24 protein-coding genes are annotated in these 18,858 nt (G+C 37.5%); 4 read left to right on the top strand and 20 right to left on the bottom strand.

The window, feature by feature from the left end; genetic code table 11:
- Nucleotides 1-135 precede the first annotated feature (135 nt).
- The 5 genes from EKM66_RS11265 to EKM66_RS11245 all read right to left on the bottom strand — a co-directional run bounded on the left by EKM66_RS11265 (nucleotide 136) and on the right by EKM66_RS11245 (nucleotide 5,613).
- The gene (locus EKM66_RS11265; RefSeq protein ID WP_125764675.1) at nucleotides 136-918 is read right to left on the bottom strand and encodes a tyrosine-protein phosphatase; all 783 of its coding nucleotides are present in this window, start codon (nucleotides 916-918) and stop codon (nucleotides 136-138) included.
- Between the two features lie 30 nt (nucleotides 919-948).
- Nucleotides 949-1,731, bottom strand: a complete 783-nt coding sequence (locus EKM66_RS11260) for a CpsD/CapB family tyrosine-protein kinase (RefSeq protein WP_125764673.1) — start codon at nucleotides 1,729-1,731, stop codon at nucleotides 949-951.
- A 2-nt stretch (nucleotides 1,732-1,733) separates the two neighbouring features.
- Complete coding sequence (locus EKM66_RS11255) at nucleotides 1,734-2,516, bottom strand: YveK family protein (RefSeq protein WP_125764671.1); 783 nt, start codon at nucleotides 2,514-2,516, stop codon at nucleotides 1,734-1,736.
- A 287-nt stretch (nucleotides 2,517-2,803) separates the two neighbouring features.
- Nucleotides 2,804-4,606: an N-6 DNA methylase gene (locus EKM66_RS11250; RefSeq protein WP_125764669.1), complete on the bottom strand. Its 1,803-nt coding sequence runs from the start codon at nucleotides 4,604-4,606 to the stop codon at nucleotides 2,804-2,806.
- A gap of 191 nt (nucleotides 4,607-4,797) precedes the next feature.
- Nucleotides 4,798-5,613 carry a glycosyltransferase family 8 protein gene (locus EKM66_RS11245; RefSeq protein WP_125764667.1) on the bottom strand — a complete coding sequence of 272 codons (816 nt, stop codon included), beginning with the start codon at nucleotides 5,611-5,613 and terminating at the stop codon, nucleotides 4,798-4,800.
- 71 nt (nucleotides 5,614-5,684) lie between these two features.
- On the opposite strand from EKM66_RS11245, the gene EKM66_RS11240 reads away from it, so the two are divergent.
- Nucleotides 5,685-6,095 (top strand): peptide deformylase, encoded by a 411-nt coding sequence (locus EKM66_RS11240; protein WP_125764665.1) that lies wholly within the window; start codon nucleotides 5,685-5,687, stop codon nucleotides 6,093-6,095.
- A 38-nt stretch (nucleotides 6,096-6,133) separates the two neighbouring features.
- Here EKM66_RS11240 and EKM66_RS11235 read toward each other — a convergent pair whose 3' ends face one another.
- The 3 genes from EKM66_RS11235 to EKM66_RS11230 form a co-directional block, all read right to left on the bottom strand.
- Entirely contained in the window at nucleotides 6,134-6,724 is a 591-nt protein-coding gene (locus EKM66_RS11235; RefSeq protein ID WP_125764663.1) for an NADPH-dependent FMN reductase, read from the bottom strand.
- A gap of 285 nt (nucleotides 6,725-7,009) precedes the next feature.
- Nucleotides 7,010-7,150, bottom strand: a complete 141-nt coding sequence (locus EKM66_RS12650) for a hypothetical protein (protein ID WP_164505137.1) — start codon at nucleotides 7,148-7,150, stop codon at nucleotides 7,010-7,012.
- Between the two features lie 5 nt (nucleotides 7,151-7,155).
- The gene (locus EKM66_RS11230) at nucleotides 7,156-7,584 is read right to left on the bottom strand and encodes a MarR family winged helix-turn-helix transcriptional regulator (protein ID WP_125764662.1); all 429 of its coding nucleotides are present in this window, start codon (nucleotides 7,582-7,584) and stop codon (nucleotides 7,156-7,158) included.
- Nucleotides 7,585-7,683: 99 nt separating this feature from the next.
- Between EKM66_RS11230 and alsS the strand changes: the two genes are divergently transcribed.
- From alsS to EKM66_RS11215, 3 genes are all read left to right on the top strand, one after another.
- Nucleotides 7,684-9,354, top strand: a complete 1,671-nt coding sequence (gene alsS / locus EKM66_RS11225; RefSeq protein ID WP_125764660.1) for an acetolactate synthase AlsS — start codon at nucleotides 7,684-7,686, stop codon at nucleotides 9,352-9,354.
- Nucleotides 9,355-9,378: 24 nt separating this feature from the next.
- On the top strand, nucleotides 9,379-10,092 hold the full coding sequence (budA, locus tag EKM66_RS11220; protein ID WP_125764658.1) for an acetolactate decarboxylase: 714 nt from the start codon (nucleotides 9,379-9,381) through the stop codon (nucleotides 10,090-10,092).
- Nucleotides 10,093-10,560: 468 nt separating this feature from the next.
- Complete coding sequence (locus EKM66_RS11215) at nucleotides 10,561-10,836, top strand: helix-turn-helix transcriptional regulator (protein ID WP_125764656.1); 276 nt, start codon at nucleotides 10,561-10,563, stop codon at nucleotides 10,834-10,836.
- Nucleotides 10,837-10,913: 77 nt separating this feature from the next.
- Here the strand turns inward: EKM66_RS11215 and EKM66_RS11210 are convergent, their stop codons facing one another.
- The 12 genes from EKM66_RS11210 to EKM66_RS11165 form a co-directional block, all read right to left on the bottom strand.
- Entirely contained in the window at nucleotides 10,914-11,387 is a 474-nt protein-coding gene (locus EKM66_RS11210; protein WP_125764677.1) for a glutathione peroxidase, read from the bottom strand.
- 306 nt (nucleotides 11,388-11,693) lie between these two features.
- On the bottom strand, nucleotides 11,694-12,473 hold the full coding sequence (locus EKM66_RS11205; RefSeq protein ID WP_125764654.1) for a hypothetical protein: 780 nt from the start codon (nucleotides 12,471-12,473) through the stop codon (nucleotides 11,694-11,696).
- 12 nt (nucleotides 12,474-12,485) lie between these two features.
- Nucleotides 12,486-13,265: a hypothetical protein gene (locus EKM66_RS11200; RefSeq protein WP_125764652.1), complete on the bottom strand. Its 780-nt coding sequence runs from the start codon at nucleotides 13,263-13,265 to the stop codon at nucleotides 12,486-12,488.
- On the bottom strand, nucleotides 13,258-13,968 hold the full coding sequence (locus tag EKM66_RS11195; RefSeq protein ID WP_125764650.1) for an ATP-binding cassette domain-containing protein: 711 nt from the start codon (nucleotides 13,966-13,968) through the stop codon (nucleotides 13,258-13,260). Before EKM66_RS11195 ends, EKM66_RS11200 begins: the two co-directional genes overlap by 8 nt.
- Nucleotides 13,943-14,335: a GntR family transcriptional regulator gene (locus EKM66_RS11190; protein WP_125764649.1), complete on the bottom strand. Its 393-nt coding sequence runs from the start codon at nucleotides 14,333-14,335 to the stop codon at nucleotides 13,943-13,945. The genes EKM66_RS11195 and EKM66_RS11190 overlap by 26 nt, the downstream gene beginning before the upstream one ends.
- Nucleotides 14,336-14,435: 100 nt before the next feature.
- Entirely contained in the window at nucleotides 14,436-14,696 is a 261-nt protein-coding gene (locus tag EKM66_RS11185) for an ATP-binding protein (RefSeq protein WP_225426603.1), read from the bottom strand.
- Nucleotides 14,697-14,845: 149 nt separating this feature from the next.
- On the bottom strand, nucleotides 14,846-14,983 hold the full coding sequence (locus EKM66_RS12645; RefSeq protein WP_164505136.1) for a hypothetical protein: 138 nt from the start codon (nucleotides 14,981-14,983) through the stop codon (nucleotides 14,846-14,848).
- 4 nt (nucleotides 14,984-14,987) lie between these two features.
- The gene (locus EKM66_RS11180; protein WP_125764645.1) at nucleotides 14,988-15,887 is read right to left on the bottom strand and encodes an aldo/keto reductase; all 900 of its coding nucleotides are present in this window, start codon (nucleotides 15,885-15,887) and stop codon (nucleotides 14,988-14,990) included.
- An 80-nt stretch (nucleotides 15,888-15,967) separates the two neighbouring features.
- A complete protein-coding gene (locus EKM66_RS11175) occupies nucleotides 15,968-16,186 on the bottom strand; it encodes a hypothetical protein (RefSeq protein ID WP_125764643.1) in 219 nt (72 codons plus the stop codon).
- Between the two features lie 267 nt (nucleotides 16,187-16,453).
- Nucleotides 16,454-17,035, bottom strand: a complete 582-nt coding sequence (locus EKM66_RS12910; protein ID WP_318530624.1) for a GGDEF domain-containing protein — start codon at nucleotides 17,033-17,035, stop codon at nucleotides 16,454-16,456.
- Nucleotides 17,032-17,541, bottom strand: a complete 510-nt coding sequence (locus EKM66_RS12905) for a hypothetical protein (RefSeq protein WP_318530623.1) — start codon at nucleotides 17,539-17,541, stop codon at nucleotides 17,032-17,034. Before EKM66_RS12905 ends, EKM66_RS12910 begins: the two co-directional genes overlap by 4 nt.
- A gap of 149 nt (nucleotides 17,542-17,690) precedes the next feature.
- Entirely contained in the window at nucleotides 17,691-18,656 is a 966-nt protein-coding gene (locus tag EKM66_RS11165; protein WP_125764641.1) for a type II TA system antitoxin MqsA family protein, read from the bottom strand.
- Nucleotides 18,657-18,858 lie beyond the last annotated feature (202 nt).

Below are 18,858 nucleotides of genomic sequence, written 5' to 3'. Positions count from 1 at the left end.
ATTACTTAACTCCATTAACTGAAATCCCCTTGGTATCAGTATTTTAAAAAGTGGCTAACTTGTTCTTGCAATTTGCGATCAATACTTATTCATACTTTTATATCATTAATAATGAATTCGATTTCTCAAATATTATTAAAAGAAACCAAAACGTTTCTTTTTCTTCAACTCAGAAATCAACTTAAAATCTTCAACAGCCACATCTTCCCCATTAATAATGTGTTTGGCATTCTCATTAAATCGTTGAGCTATTCTAGCACCCTCATGTTTTTCCAGCCTACCGAATGCGTCTCGCATCAAGAATCTGCGTCCTTTGAAGTTATGTGCATCTGATGCAAAGGCAAATCCCAAATTTGCCTTGATAATCTTACTTGTTAAGTCTTTGACGTTTTCTCCAAACACTCCTAAATAACTACTGCTAGTTAGTTGTGTTAGACATCCCATTTCAACAAATGATGTCAAAAGGTCAGGATCACGTTGGAATCCTTGATTACGCTCCGGATGGGCAATAACTGGTGTTATCCCTCGTGAAGTTAATTCAAAGATCATGTTCTCTGCGTATTCCGGCACCTCTGTGTGAGGGAACTCCAATAACAAGTATCGATTGCCTGAATCCATGAACAAAATATCATCGGCAAAGATTGCCTTAAGCAAGTCTCCGGTCAGATGAACTTCTTGTCCTGGGAAGACCGTCAATGGTATTCCGTTGTCATTGATTGCCTTCTGAAATTCAGCGGTCTTACGAATCACATCTTTTTTATGATTCGTATAATTTGCGTCCATATGATGCGGTGTCAATAAAATATGGCTTATTCCTTGATCTACCGCCGCTTGAGCCATCTCTAGCGCCATTGGCATGTCCTTTGCTCCGTCATCAACGCCCGGCAAAATATGACAATGTAAGTCAATTAATCCCATTTTTATCAACTCGTTTCATTTTAAGATTTATTATTCTTTTTCTTTATCTTTTTCGTCAGTACCATAGTAGCCACCGTAATATCCACCATAGTAACTACCACCGTAGTAACCACCAGACTTCTGTTCAGTTACACGGTTCATAATTGCTCCTAGAATATTAGCGTTAACTGTTTCTAGGGCTTCTTTTGCATGCTTTACTCCAGCCTTATCAGCGATTCCTTGTGGAACAACCAAGATAGTTCCGTCAACACGTGCAGCAAGTACTTGTGCATCAGTAACGGTATTAACTGGTGGAGCATCAAGAATCAATAGATCATACTTATCAACTAAGCGAACCATTAGGTCTTGTGTACGCATGCTTCCAAGCAACTCTGAAGGATTAGGTGGAACTGGTCCACTAGTGATAACGAACAAGTTATCGACGACAGTTGGTTGAACGATTTCTTCCAAAGTTGCATTACCTAATAGGTAACTTGATAATCCCTTACGATTACTCAAGCCAAACGTCTTGTGAACAGTTGGTCTACGAAGATCGGCATCAACTAATACGACAGTTGATCCTTGATCTGCCCAAGTTACAGCAACGTTATTACTAACAGTCGACTTACCCTCTGATGGATCAGACGACGTAAACATGATTGAATTCAATTTCTTATCAATTGATGAGAATTGAATATTAGTTCTAACTGTCTTGAATTGTTCTGAAACTTGTCCCTTTGGATCAGTGTAAGTAACAAGACCAACACCATACTTCAAACTTGTGTTATCAAGCTTTTGTTTTTGTTTCTTAGTCTTAAACAATGAGAAGGCCATGATTACACTCTCCTTTGACTAACTTGTGGATTCAATCCGGCACCACTGGTACCGTGAAGACGTTTCTTCTGATAAATACGTTTCTTAACTTCACTCTGATCGATTTCACTAACAATACCAAGACTCGTAAGTCCAAGTTCGTTTGTTAAAAAGTCGGTTGATGAAACAGTTCTATCAGTGATTTCACGGATAAATGCTATACCGATACCTAGTAGCAACCCAACAATGATACCTGCAAGCAAGTTAAGTGTCTTTCTAGGACTAACTGGATTCTTATTAACTGCTGCCTCTGATACGATTGAGACATTATTGATACTCATAATTTTTACAACTTTTTTCTTGAATACCTTTGCTGTCAAGTTAGCAATTTCAGCCGCTGTATTGGCATCTTTGGCCTTAGCTGTAACTGAGAATACCTGTGAATTCTGTTGACTGCTTACTGAAATGCTATCTTTTAAGGCTCCAATTGAACCTGGATAGCCAGGATAGTTACTAACTTCCTTATTAACATCCTTCAACACTGTGGGACTAGTAATAATATCCTTATAAGTATTGATCATCTGCACATCAGCTTGTGTTTGTTGCAACTGTGCGCCTTGCATTTCAGAAGATAACTTCCTATTAACTAGTAGTTCTGTTGTTGCTGAATACTTGGGTGACATAACAAAAAAAGTCACGAATGCTACGGCAAAGGTAACTACTAACGTTGTCCCCAAAATCATTTTTAAATGTTTACGAAGTATGGCAAGAATCTGCACCATGCTTATCGTTTGTTCTGACCCCACTGAAATCCTCCAAATAACAACCATTGCTGGTATTCATTAAAATGCTACCACTCAATTAATATTGCCTCAACGGTATTCTAGACAAAATGTCTACTAATCATAGCATATTTGTCACAAAATATGTCACAAAATACATTTTTGAATTGATAATGAGTATTTATGTACACATTAAATTGAATTCTTTGACATATATCGAAAAGCACATAATCGAACATGATATACAAATATAATTAAATATTAACACAACAGACTTATTTAATATCCATTGTTAAAGAACTGTAATCTTTTTATAGTAATTCTACTGCATCGGTAATGTTCATCTGATCATACAGATTCTTTTTCAGAGTCTGTTGCACATCTCTCATTTGAGCAATTATCTGTTCAACCTTATCGTTTTCCCTCATATAATTAGTAGCCATTTTCAGCTGCTCTTCAATATCAAGGACTGGTACCGGCAAGTTCTCCAAGTCTCGTACTGGTATCTGGGCAATTGTACTACCCACGGACGACTTATTAAGGAGTATCTTAATCAACGGACTATTTAGATACAGACTCAACCACTGTGGATCGTAATTCTGACTCTTGACGCGAAGTCGAACCATGTTGGAATTAATCGCAATATAACTCACGTCATCTTCAATCAGGCGCATCTTACTGATAGTCCCACGAATCGACATAATGATGTCGTTTCTTCTTATTAAATAGCGTTCGATATCGGCATTACCACTTAAGTTAAAATGTGACAGTCGATCATAACTAATTTCATCTTTCAAATCTGAAATCTTGATAATCTTATACTTGCCGTCACGATTCTCATCTTTGGTCGTCAAGTTGAATCCTCGGCCTATCTCAGCTATCTGACTAAGAGGTATCGTCTTCATCGCTTCCAACTTGTCATGATGGAACTGAATGCTTTGTCCATCAACATTGAAATATGGTGAATAGACATACTTGTTAACCAGTAGTTCTGACTTGTTGATCTGATTCTTGCTGACGATTCTTGAAATACCCTCGATATCTTCCTTGTTGCGATACCACTTAGTTATTTGCTTAATCTCATCGTCACTGAACTCAATCTCTTTCTTATTGAGTCCACTCTTCTCAACTTTGATAAACTGAATCTTATTCTTCATCTCATCTGACTTGTTCATCCCCAGTACCAACACCGAAACGGGTGCGGTCGTAGTCCCGATACTTCCATTAGGAAGCGAGATAACGGATTCAATCAAGTCATAATCAATCATATTCTGACGAATTATGGCATCCCTACCACTTCGAAACAAGGCACCGTCTTGAACAACGACGACAGCCTTACTCTGTGGATCAGCATTCAACGAACTAACAGCATTACTAACAAATGCCCAGTCGGCAGACTTACGAGATGGCACACCGAACGGGAATCGATTGTACTTGTCATCCATTACATTATCGGTATATTCCATCCGAGCACCAACTGGTGGCACTGTCACAACCTTGTCGAACTTCTGCAAGTAATCTCCATTGAAGTACTGCGGATCATCCAACACTTCACCAGTATATAGATGTGTGTTAGTTGCACCGAGTATTAATGAAGCAATGTATCCCATCGCCACGATTTCATCGTTGATTGCTTCAGCAGTGATCGATTGAGTTCTGTTATGGAGCATCAACCTGAATATCAATTCGCTTCTACTGAAGGTTGGATCCAAGACGCTGTCGTCTGGTTGAATATCGGCCAGTGAAAGCATCAACTTCTCCAAACTATACGTTGAACGTAAATAGTTATCAGAAGAGAACCGTGAATTCAGCGAACGAGCTAGACCAATAATATGTACTATTGGCATATCAATCAGTTGTGAGAACAAGTCATTGCGCTGAGAAGTTGTTAATTGTTCATCAGCTGAGATGACCTTGTCAAACAACGCCTCAAGTTCTGATTGATATTCAGGAACATCGACTGTTTTCAGCTCTGTTTTCAGGCTCTTATTCTGCAAAATCCACGTACGATCAATGGTGCCAGTGAATCGCAAGTATGCGAAGCCAAAAAGTAACGCCTGTGCATCGTCCGCGGTCAGCAATGCCTTGATATTTATTTTCCTAGGTACATCCATACGTAAATATCCCCTGTATAAAAAATGTTTTAAGTTAGTATAATCAATACTAACTATTCATAACTAAAAAATTATGGCTAAAATCATTAGCTTTTGCCACAATTTTATCCGCAGGTACAAATATATACCCAGCGTATAGTTATGTAAACAGGTTTTGAAAATCTTTTTACACCGGCTTTTGTACGGTACACCTATACCAATTTGGCGAGATGTGCGTAATGTTTGTACAATCCAGAATATCTGCCACGGTATTCTGACTTCCAAGGTTTGTCACGTCCACAGAAATGCAACACGACTGTGTGCGTAATGACCCAGTCCAGTGTCCATTCACCTGTACTCAATGTTTGGTAGATGACACTCATTCTTGCATCGTAATTGTAGATTTCGTCAGGAACTTTTTTGAATTGATGGCCATATAGACCATTGAGTACATCTTGGTCAGGCAATAATAAAGTATTTTTATTTTCATTAATATAATTGAAAATATCTTCAGCTTTCACTTGTTTTCTAATCAAAGGCAGATTCATAAGTAGAACCCCAGAATTGTAATAACTCTCGGCCTCATAATTACCTAGACGTAATTTGTTGATAGAATCTGTCACGTCACTTGTCAGTGCTGAATGACTGGCAGCGGCATATAGATTGTCTTCCATGTCGAGATTATATAATGGAAGTAAGTTGTTGATGACTAAGATGTCGATGTCCAGATAGAGGATTCTATCGAGGTCTTCCGGTAGATAGTTGTGTGCAAGCAAACGATAGTAAATTGTTGCGGGATAACGGTCAGTTACTGGTGCATCTTTGAATAAGTCACCGTCGATTAAGACTGGATGATATTCAACATTTCGTTTATCACAGAATTCTTTTATTCGGTTAGTTTGTGTGAGCGGTTTATTCTGAATCACATAGATGGATAATGGTGTCTTTGGAGTGTTAACTTGGATCGAATAGAGTGTTGTTAAAAGTTGGTCGACTACGTTATCGTCGATGGCAAATAATAAATTCATAAGCTCCCCCTCGTTTGATTTCTAATGTTATTGTATCATTGCTATATACTTTAGAAATTGAGGATTCACACATGATCAAATCAATTAACCACGACACAACTTTACTATCACAAAAATCTACACCAGCCACTCCACAGGATGCACAAGTCATTCAGGACTTGCTTGATACATTGGAGGCACACAAAGACAACTGTGTCGGCATGGCGGCCAACATGATTGGCGTCAACAAACGCATTCTCGTCTTTCGTATCGGTATGATGTCAATGCCAATGATCAATCCAGTTATCACTAAGAAGTCAGGCAAGTACGCCGCTGAAGAAGGATGTCTGTCACTTGTTGGTGAACGTCCCGTTGAGCGTTTCCAGGATATTAAAGTCCGATTCTTGGATAAGAACTTTGAACCACATACTCAGACTTTTTCTGATTTTGTAGCTGAAATTATTGAACATGAGATGGATCATTTTGAGGGGATTCTGATTTAGAAAGAAATTGCCCGCAATTGATATTTGCGAGCAACTTTTTATTCAAACTTATTCTCTTTCAAAGCACGACTATAAAATTCAATTTCACGAAACGCACCATTCAATCTATCCGCAAAGTGTGCAGTATTCTCATCGTCAGGATTAAGTGTTCCATCCTCATTGAAATTATTATCAGCAAACCACAACAAAACTGGTTCAGGTAGTACAATCATCTTCAACATCTGCAAGATAGCAACAAATGAATTGGCTGCGACGATCCCACCATCGCTGAAGTGCGAATATGCCACAACTTGAACTGGCTTGCGAGCTGTCTCTGGTCCAACTAAATCCAGAGCATTCTTCAAGCCACCCGGAATTGCACGGTCATATTCAGGTGTGAGGATAACGTAGCTGTCTTGTGCCTCCAGTGCATCCAACCACTCACCTTCAACTGTATTCAAGTCATGAATGTGTTCTTCAAGTGGTGTTTCGATGTGATCATACAGTGGTAATTCATAGTCACGCAAGTCTAGCCATGTATACTCGACTTCATTTGTATCTTTCATTGTTGTTTGAAGATATTTGAAGATTTTACTACCCAATGAATTTGTTCTTGTACTACCTAAGATAACGCCAATTTTTGTTGTCATTTGCTCCTCCCATTCTTTATTTATATATAGTTTAATAACTATTTTATATATCGAGATTAGGAGTTATTTTGTAGTTCGTCAAATAATACGGTTTGATTGCTGAATCTATTATCGCCTGATACAATATGAATGTAATAAAAAAGACGGTAAGCACCTACAATGTGCTATACCGCCACAACCCACCGAAGTGGTGGTAAATCATAAGCTAAAATTTAGATCACGACTTGCTAGAGTCTCGGTGATCTATTTTTTTGCGCTTTTTTCAAGTTCTACAAAATATTCTGATTATTTATCAGTTAATTTTTCCTTACCCACGGCAACTTCATTACCTACATTAAACTCTAAACTACTAATATTTTTTCGAAAATCATGATTATCAAAATGTCCATTCTTCCATGGATTATTCTCTGTAAACTTTTCAATCATCTTCATCACTCCTCATCAATCTCAACAATTCCACTAACAACAGTCTCAATCGCATCAACCAAGGGACTGTCAGCACTGATTCCAGTATCAGCGAATCTATCTGCCCACCAATTAATTCTGATATGTTGGATCTTCTCAACAACATCCCGTCCAACATCTGTCAGAAGCAGATTCTTAGTTTTACCGGCACCATCAACTTTGCTCAAGTAATCCATCTTCTGCATTTTGTTGATCTCACGTGTCGCCAATCCTTTATCAACTACCAGCAATCTGGCAACTTGATTCTGGCTTATTTCTGGATAATCACCGATTGATAACAAGATACAAGCAGCGGTCGGATTCAAATTCAGTGCGTCAAATTGTTCTTTTGTATCCTTATAATATTGTCTATGCAGGATGGAAATATCCTGTGCAAGGTATCCGATATTTTTCATAATTCTCTCCAAGTGTTACGTGTTGACAAATCAACACAAACGATTTATGTTATACACAATAACATCAAAACAATAGTTTCTCAAGGAGGATTACTTTCAATGTCAATTAAGAAAAACGGTTCCGAAGCTCTATTCAATTCCATGATCAATCAAGGGGTCAAGTATGTCTTCGGACTTCCTGGCGCTAAGGTGGACAAGCTGTTCGATCTAATGGAACACAGCGACAATCCCAAGGCTCCTAAGCTTATCATCACTCACCACGAACAAAACGCTGCGTTCATCGCATCTGGTATTGGCCGTTTGACTGGTAAACCCGGCATCGTCGCAACTACTTCTGGACCTGGTGTTTCTAACTTAGCCACTGGTCTTATCACCGCCACTTCTGAAGGTGACCCTGTCGTTGCCTTGGGTGGACAGGTTCCTCGTAACGATGTCGCAAGATTGACTCACCAAAGTATTCCTAGTAAGGAATTGATGATTTCAGCTACAAAAGACAGTGTTGAGGTTCAAGATTCAAACAACTTGTCTGAAACTTTTGCTAACGCATATCAAACAGCTATGGCTCCAAAGGCTGGTGCAACATTCATCTCACTTCCAAAAGATGTCCTAGATGACGAAGTAACCGTTCCTGAAATCAAAGCTTTAGCTCCCATCCAGCAAGGTAGCGCTAGTGCTGAAATCGTTGACGAAATTATTGAAAAAATCAAAAATGCTAAACTACCAGTTATTCTAGCTGGTATGCGCTCATCAAGTGAAGAAGTAACCGAAGCAATTCATCACTTATTGCACAAATTCTCAATTCCCGTTGTCGAAACTTTCCAAGGTGCCGGGGTTATCTCTCGTGACCTCGAAAAGAATTATTACGGTCGTGTCGGTCTCTTCAGAAACCAAATCGGTGACGCTATTCTCAAGGAAAGTGACCTGGTTATCGCTGTAGGTTATGATCCCGTTGAATATGAAGCTAGAATCTGGAACATCGATCGTGTTGGTGAAGTTATCAACATTGATAGTACGACTCCAGAGATCTCTAACGAATACCAACCTGACTTAGTTGTTCAAGCTGATATTGCCAAAACTATGCGTGACATTGCCCACAACTTACCTGAAGATATTTCACTTAGTGACGACTTGAAATCACACTTGCACCAAATGCAAGTTAACTTCCTATCTCAAGATGAAGTCCCAGCTGAAGATCCAACAAAAGGTGTTCACCCACTAGCTATCATCAAAGAACTTCAAGATCAAGTTGACGATGACACAACTGTTGCCGTTGATGTTGGTAGTTTGTACATCTGGATGGCACGTCACTTCAGAAGTTACAAGCCTCGTCACTTGCTATTCAGTAATGGTATGCAAACACTTGGAGTTGCTCTTCCTTGGGCGATAGCCGCAGCTCTAGAACGTCCGGAAAAGCCAGTTGTTTCAGTATCTGGTGACGGTGGCTTCCTATTCTCAGGTCAAGAACTTGAGACAGCCGTTCGTCTCAACTTGAACATCGTTCAACTAATTTGGAACGATGGTTACTACGATATGGTTAAGTTCCAAGAAGAAGCTAAGTATGGTCGCAACGCTGGTGTTGATATTGGTAAAGTTGACTTCGCTAAATACGCTGAGAGTTTCGGCGCAACTGGTATGCATGCTACTACACAAGCTGAACTAAAAGATGCTTTGGCAAAAGCCTTCGCAACATCCGGTCCTGTAGTGATCGACATCCCTGTTGATTATTCTGATAACCACAAGTTCGTATCAGCACTTCTTGAAGAATACTAGTCTGGAAAGGATCTTTTCAAATTTATGTCAAACTCAAACACGCTTTATCAACACGGAACATTAGCATTACTAGTCCCCGGATTACTAGACGGAACAATTACTATGAAAGAATTATTGAGTCACGGTGATACTGGAATCGGTACCGGCGAAGGACTTGATGGTGAGCTTATCATTCTCGATGGCACACCTTATCAAGTTGACAGCAAAGGTAACGTTAATCTAATTGATAGTAATTTCACTCTACCATTCGCCAACAGTCACTTCGCTGATTATGCTGAAATGTTGGAAGTTGAAGATATCAGCCGTGATGAACTCAAGCAACAAATTACTGATGCCTCACAAAGCAACAATACCTTCTATTCAGTTAAAGTCACTGGTACGTTTAAGAATATGAAAACACGCGCCGTTAAGAAATGTGGTCAGCCATATAAGTCACTGGCTGAAACTGCTGAAAATCAAAGTATCTTCACACGTGATGAAGTTCAAGGAACTTTGCTAAGTTACTACTCACCACAAATCTTCGATGGTGCTGCAGTTGGTGGATTTCACAGCCACTTCATGTCAGATGAACATGACTTTGGTGGACACATTTTGGAATTCGATTCTGTTACTGGTGTTGTTAGTTTCCAACAGTTTGACAGTTTGGAACAACACTTACCTACTGATAACAAAGCTTATATGCAACATGATTTTTCACAAGATAATATTCTCGATGCTATCCATGATGCAGAGGGATAATTTTGGAGAGAGTGTGACAACACATGGTCAACTTTCGAGCATTAAGGCAAACAAGACTAGTAATCCGATTTTGGATTGCTGGTCTTGTTTGATTTAAGCGGAAAAAGCTATGTGTTGTTGCATGTTTATGCTACTGTTTTGTTTAACGGTAGTCGTCTCCAGAACTGAGAATATTTACCTGCTATGTGGACCGATTCGAGCCAAAGTCTCGAATCTTGACTTTAAGCTTTGCTTTGCAAATCTTAAAGCTCATCCTGTGGCGTAAAATGGCTAAAGCCATTACGCCACTTCCATAGCTGGTAAACATTCTCAGTCCTTCCGACTAATTTGCTACCAGCAAAATACCAATTATGTGGAAATACAAACACAATATTTTGAATTCAAAACTAATGCACTTATAATTACAAAGTACATTGCTGAATTTGAAATCAACACTAAAAAACGTTATTCAAAAGAGGAGTAACTACAATGAGTATGATTGATGACTACATCACCAAAAGAAGTAAACAAGAACCGGAATTTGCAAAAGCAATTCAAGAAGGGTCAGCAAACTTAGAAGCCGCAGTCGCTGTTAGAGAATTAAGAGACAGTCTGAAAATGAGCCAACGAAACTTTGCTAAATTAGTTGGCAAACCTCAATCAACTATTGCAAGAATCGAAAACGGATCTATGAACGTTTCCGTCGGATTACTTGGACAAATAGCTTCCATGTTCAATAAGAAATTGGATATAACATTCAAATAACGATTAGGGGAAATGTACAATACACAAATAGGAGCAAGTATTAAGGAAATTATTCCAAAATACTTGCTCCTATTCTATTATTTAGAACCCAATGCAGATACAATATCAGGTTCAACCTTCTCAGGCTTAGTTGTTGGTGCATAGCGATTAATCATTTGACCATCACGACCAATCAAGAACTTGGTAAAATTCCACTTGATACGACCATGACCAGCAGTCTCTTTCAAATAAGTGAACAATGAATCTTCATCATCACCATTGACCTTAACTTGCTTAGTCATCGGGAAAGTTACACCATAGTGCATCTGACAATATTCACTTGTTTCCTCATCTGAACTGAGTTCTTGATGGAACTGATTAGAAGGAAGTCCGAGAACCTCCAACCCTTGATCACGGTACTTCTTATACAGAGCTTCAATTCCCTCAAGTTGTGGAGCAAGTCCACATTTGCTGGCAGTATTGACGATCAAAATCACTTTACCCTTGTAATCTTTGAAGTCGATTTTGTCACCATTCATTTCTGTCTCTGAAAAATCATAGATAGTTGCCATAAGCATCATTCCTTCCATATTAATATCATTATACGTTAAATAGAAGGCTTCAGGTTAGGAATAACTTTGGCTACTACGAATCCACCACGAATCAGATAGTAATACAAACCAGCCGGAGGTCAAAAAAAATAATCCAGTTGTGAAGGTGCTGTAGAACGGCGGGTTACCGTTCATACAGCACAGGACGACTTTTGAAATTTGCGGTCCATGCAAAGTTCAAAATCGAGACTTTAGACCGCTTTTCGGCTAAAGTCGGTCCCACAACAGGATTATTTTTTTTGACCGTAGGCATATGACCGTAGGCAATCAATCCGTAATAGTCTCAACCCACCTGCTCATCAAGAAAATACTAATCACAGACTCAACACCAGCCACAATCAGATATACCAACAAATTAAACAGGAAACCAGAAATATAACTAGTATCAAAAAACGAATTGATGGCATTGCTCATACTATCCATGAATCTACCAGATACCAACAACACAAACCAAATGACGAAGATATACAACAGCATACTCAAGAACTTGTGACCCCTGCTTGGCAAGAAGTTTCTAGCAGAACTAGTTGCCAGATGAATCAGTGTGATCGTTGTCCATCCGAGAATTACCAATCCTAACATCTGACCAACAAATGTTACGCCACCTAGTACAGCATTAGGAGCACTAAAAGTTAAACGTCCATTCATCAAGGAAGATATATTCAAGAAATCCATGAATTCTCTAATATTGATAACAAGACTTATTGCATACAACACTAGCTGTACAACAACAACATAAAGAAACGAAACAAAAGATGATGCCATGTTAGATAAGTACAAACTAGTATTACTGATTGGGATCAGACGATAACTATCACTTCTAAATGTCTTCTCCTGAACTACCGATAGTCTAATGAACACTCCGAAATACACGACCAGTGAATAGAGGAAGACCGTACTCAAATATGATTCTTTTGGTGGAGTACCCTGAACTATATTAAAAAATATCGTTACAGCAATGGCAATCAGATCTATCATCAATACAAAATTCATATTGCGAAACTTTTCTTTCAAAGTCACACTAAACACATTTCCAAATCCTGTCATGATTCCCTCCATCTATTCAGTAATAGTTTCGACCCATCTACTCATCAAATAAACACTTGCGGCTGCTTCAATCAGAATAATAACCGCCATAATTAACCAAACTATGAAGAAGTTTGCAGTATATGTGCCATTAAAAATTATATTTAACGCATCATTAGCACTGCCACTGAGCACACCAACGAATTGAAGCACTACCCAAGTAACTACCACATAAATAACCGCACTCAGGAACTTACGACCAGTTAACGGCAAGAAGTTCGTTGCAGCACTGGATGCCATATGTATCAAATTAATTGTCGTCCAAGCTAAGATCAAAGATGTAAGTGACACTGCCAACAATACCGAAGAACCAGTAATAGCATTAGGAGCATCAAAAATTGCACGGCCATTGACAATCGACATTGCTTGAAGATTCTTCATATAATATGACCAGTCGAATAATGCTGTGGCAAAGTAGAATACAACTTCGACGACAAGCACATAAAAATACGAAGCCAGTGATGACACCATGTTTGCCAAGTAAAACTTGGTATTACTTGTAGGAATAAGACGATAGCTGTCACGAGTATACTTACGTTCTTGACTAATACTCAATTGAACAAACGCCATAAGTAAGGCCAACATTGACCAGCCCATAGCGATTGCCAATGGTGCAGTAGGGTTAAGTCCTTCTTGGATCGCATCCCAGGCAATGCTAACTACAATTGCAATAACATTTAACATCAAAATAAAATTCATACTACGGAACTTATCCTTAAACATAACTTTGAAAAGACTTCCAAAACTAGTCATCTGACTCACCTCCGTCGTAAAGACTCTCGTAGAATTCTTCAATTCCCATATCTTTGTCTTCACGGATCTCGTCAGCCTGCTTGTGGCAATTGATTGTTTGATCCTTGATCACAACAATTTCATCCAGGATCGAAGCAATTTCAGTCACATAGTGGTCACTGATAATCATTGTTGATTCTTCGGGTTTCCACTTCAAGATACTGTTGATGATTTTCTTACGGCTCATACTATCAATTCCACCAAATGGCTCATCTAATAGGTACAAATCAGCTTGACGTGATAATGTCAGAGCGATAATAAGCTTCTCTTTCATCCCTTTTGACAAGGCCGATAATTTCAAACTCTTATCGATCTGTAGGAACTTGATCAGTGCATTGGAACGAGCAAAGTTGAAGTCAGGATATACTGTCTGATAGAAATCAAAAATTCTCCCAACTTTCATACTTGGTTGAAATCCACCAAGATGCTCAGTGTAGCTGACATGTGCCTTGCGTTCAGCTTCCTTATTCGTTCCAGCAACTAAAATATTGCCTTTTCCATGTGCGCTACCAGTGATCAAGCGCATCAAGGTAGTCTTACCAGCACCATTTTCTCCCAGAAGGCCAACGATTTTGCCACTTTCAATCGTCAAATTAACATCATGTAAAATGTTCTTCAAACTATGACTATAGTTTAGATTATCGATCTTCAATAGTTCGCTCATTTTGCACATCCCCATCTTCCATAAATTGTTTGAATTCAGTTAATATTTCATCGTCGCTCAAGTCTAGCGCATGTAATTGTTGATAAGCCAACGATATTTGTTCATTTACTAATTTGCTCTTTAATTGTTCAATTTCTTTCACATCAGTTGTAACGAAGTTACCCTTACCACGTTGTGGGACAATAACTTCTTCAGTGATCATCTCAGACAAGGCACGCTGCACCGTATTAACATTGGCGGTTACGTCAATTGCCAGCTGTCTGACTGAAGGCAACTTCTCTCCTGGTTGTAATTCGCCAGTGATTATTTGATGATAAAGATAATTCTTGATTTGATAATAAATTGGAACCTTGTCGTCAAATTTCAACTTTCTTCCTCCCACTAGTGTATTAGTTTACTAGTACACTATAACTTATAATTACTTGAGAAGCAAAAAAAAATACTCGTATTGAGTATTTTTTGAAAATTCACTTCAGCAACCAATCTACTATATATCGAATTTCAATACCATCATGATTCCCCACGTCCATTCGATTAGCAGTGATTACCGTCTTCTTGTAATTATCATCCAAATATTTTAAATTACCTATTTCTCTATCGCTTCCATTTGGTAATTGCATAGTAACTTGATAATATTCAATCATGTTACCCTTCTTGGCAATGAAATCTATCTCTCTATCATCATCCTTACCAATATCTACTTTATATCCTCTACGTAATAATTCCAAATAGACGATATTTTCAATTTGATGTCCAAAATTATCATTTACACCCTTATTGAACGTAGTATTTCTTAGACCAGTGTCAACTGAATTATGTTCCTAACTTTTTTCTATAAGAATGTAAAAATAAGGAGCCACTCAAATTGAGTAGTTCCTTATTTTTTGTCTACACTCTTAACTTTGTTATCTATCAATGAATGTTCAGACCCATTTCCATTTTTTGCTTCATCTAATCTTTTCTCTAACTCTCTTATATTGCTAGCACTATAAAATGGATCCATGTTTTTATCCATTTAATTAAAACTCTCCAAACAACGAATCAATCTTCTTATATTCATCATCAGACAATTGAACCTTCAATGATCCAGCGTTAGCGACAACTTGCTTAGCCAAACGAGCACCGGGAATAACTGTGCTGATCATTGGGTTAGCAATGTACCAAGCTAGAATTGTTTGAGCAACTGTAGCATCATGCTTTTCCCCAATTGCCTTAACTTCAGCTAATGCATCAATAATATTCTTGAATTGTTCATCACTAAAATTCTTAAACTTATCATGTGCATCCATTGAATATTTACCAGTCAAAAGACCTGATGCCAATGGGAAATATGGTACGAAGGCAATGTTTTCTGCCTTCAAATATGGCCATAGATTCTTCTCAGCATCACGATGAACCAAACTATAATTATCTTCAACTACGTCAACTAATCCATCACGATTAGCCTCTTTGATTTGGTCAAGTGAAAAGTTCGAAACACCGATAGCCTTGATTTTGCCAGACTTCTTCAACTCATTCAAAGCTGCTACAGCTTCATATTTAGGTGTCTTTTCGTCTGGAAAATGGATATAAAATATATCAATATAATCAGTCTTCAATCTCTTCAAAGCATCATCAACTGATTGCTTCAAGAACTCTGGACTATTGTTCAATTCCATATTATTTTGTGGATCCTGAGCTGCTTTTGTCGCAATAATAACTTTAGAACGGTCATAGTCTTGAAGAACATCCCCAATAATTTCTTCCGAACGACCTTTACCATACATATAAGCTGTATCAAGTAATTCGATACCATCATCGAGAGCTTGACGAACAACCTCGTAGCCATTTTCATCCTTCAAATTATCGAATAAGTTGTGGCCACCAACTTTGTTAGTACCTAATCCTAATTTTGGAATCTGAATTTGTTTCTCTGCCATTAGTATTCCTCCTGTATTTTGAAGACATCACACGGTTAGTTTAATACTAATGGGATCGGATTCAAAACATTATCATCCGGTTAATCATCGATGGATAACCAATTTTCTAAGTCTTTTTTCGACTTTATTTCAATAACTTTCCCACTATCAATTTTACTTTGAATTACTCTAGCAAGATATTCTGATTTAGTTGTACTGGTCATCTCAGGATAAACACCATTTGTAAAAATCTTTTTCTCATTAGATTTTTCATACAAACTAGTTTTTTTGTACTCTCTACGACTTGTCTTATTTTCCATTTGATTCTCCCATATTTTCGTTATGTGCATGATATGATTATAAAACAATTTTACATAATTATTCTTACCGAATCACCAACCAAACAAGCTGGAGGTGCCAAAATATTTTATCAGCCGTGAAAAGGACGAGCTTTTAGATTTGCAAAGCAAAGCTAAAAGTCGAGATTCGAGACCTTGGCTCGAATCGGTCCCACGGCAGATGAAATATTTTGGAACCAGAAGCGGCTCAAAAAAAATAACTCACTCTTTTCGAGTAAGTTATCAATATTAAGCAATAGTGACCTGCATCCGTCCGTTTCTCTTAGAATGATACAGATTATTATCAACTCGATTATAAAAATCAATTGGAGACTTATCATCATTCGTTAACTCCGCAACTCCGACTGAAATTGATATTGAAATCTGGTCTTCATCAGAATGAACTTCCATATTATTAATGGCACTAAAAATCTGATAAACGACCGTTTCTGTCTCACCAATCTCATAGTTTGGAAAGATAAGATTGAACTCTTCTCCACCAGTTCGATAAAAATTAATATTGGAATCATTTTCCTCAATTACCGTCTGCACAACCATAGCCGCGTGCTGCAAAACACGATCACCTGCTAGATGTCCATACGTATCATTGACGTGCTTGAAATGATCAATGTCAAACATCATCATCGTCAGTGGCACATTATCCTTACGACTTATCCTAAAAAAGCTTTCAATATCTTGCGTATATGCTGAAAAATTCTCAGTATTTGTCAGTGTATCATGACTAGCAAGTTTAGCTAAACGAACCTTAATAGCGCTATCTTGAGATAACATGGCAATATACATGTACAACAGAACCTCAAAAATAATCAAATAAATCCATTCTTGTGCAAAAGTAATCCGCCGAAGAAAATGCCGACTAACATGTAATTAACAAACGCAAAACGATTATTACTATACTTTTCATGAATCACATTTAATACCCAGAAGAAAATCATTAATGTGATTGCATGTCCCCATGACTGCCAATAGCCAATTGAGCGATTAAAAACCATGTATACAATTACTATCGGAGTGAATGAATAGAAAGGAATATGAATATTCAGGAAGTACGCACAAAAAGTTATTGCGATAAGTTGAAAATTCATAAACTCCCACGAAACGCTTTTACCAACGACTGTGGTCTGAATACTGAACACAAATACCAACATGTAAAATACACCATACCAGGTATTCAACGTGTCATCTGAAATATTCACATTCCAAGTATGCGTCCCGGTAGTTAACCAACTATATGTAACGCTATATAGTGTCAATACACCCAATACAAAAAATACGCTAGTTACAAATGGCGAAATCTGCCATGTAGACCATGTCATTAACATACCTTCTTTATCAATAATATATATTATAATTCATACAATAAAATATATATTAGTCTAATTTTCGGTAGATTAAAAGAGATAATACATCATAAGGTATGTTAAAAGTCCACCATTTCACAGCCGCTAGGATCTTTTACTATCAATCAATTCAAATCAAATGCATATTCGTAAGAAATGAGTTCCTTCGAATCAGTGTCATAATATGCTTTTTCCTTATGAGAATATTCCGTTATTTTACGAGCATTGAAATTGATAAATTTGTCTGATACTTCTTTTAGCATCTTCATTTCATCAGCATCAAATATATTTGCATCTACATGTTGATTTGTGCGTAACTCCACTCCATGCCCATTACTGAAGGGAATATAATCTATAGTTCCGTTATTTTCTAATATCGAATACAGTAATTCAAAATCATTTGGAACCGGTCCATAATGATCATGAATATACGTTGCTCCACTGATTGATACAGTGTTCTGCTTGAAAAATGTAAAATCACTGTAGAATAATAGTTTATTCAGTCGAGTTTTTGATAAATTTTTACTGGACTCTATGAAATAGAGAACCATATTTTTGAATTTATTAAAATTGAACTTGGTAAAACCATCCCCAATGCTAGGATGGTCATTTTCATTGCTAAGTAAATAAGCTTTTAAAATCAAATTGAACTTCAAATCGTTTTTCATATTGGCCAACACAGTTTTAACTTTATCCGTATCATTATTTGAGAGATTAGATGCATTGACCTCGAAGAAAGATACAAACGCTTCGTCATCATTTATAAGTTGCTGTAATAAATTACTGATACTTTCTGTTGGCAAAGATCCTTTCTCATATCTTGCTACAGTCGCAGATCCAATACCTAACAATGCTGCCAATGATCGCTGTGACAAATTATATTTTTTTCTAAATGAAACAATATCTTCCGGATTTACCATATTTTTAATTTTTCTATACTTTGCAAATGCCATATTCATAGCTTGATTATCAAGGTCATAATCAAAAAGAATCTTGTTTGTATCATCATCTATCCTAGAATTTACTAAAACAGTGATGTCCATATCACGTACTTTAAAAGTTTGCTTTCTTTTCTCAATATGATTATTCATGGCTATCTCCTTTGCTTATATGATTTATTGTATGGCAATTCGAACGGCTTTTGACTTTGGTGAAAAGATAGAACTTTGCAATAATTATCTTGAAATTTTAATTTCACGTCATTATTTTAACTGCTCGCTGTATATTCTGCAATCAATTGATAGCAATTATTATACCGTACATATGTTCCCATCACAACAAAAAAAGAGTCTC

This window comes from Companilactobacillus hulinensis (genome assembly GCF_003946555.1).
In the GTDB taxonomy this organism is placed as follows: Bacteria; Bacillota; Bacilli; order Lactobacillales; family Lactobacillaceae; genus Companilactobacillus; species Companilactobacillus hulinensis.
The sequence above is the reverse complement of the archived record's forward strand: the minus strand, read 5'-3'. Positions and strand labels throughout refer to the sequence as shown.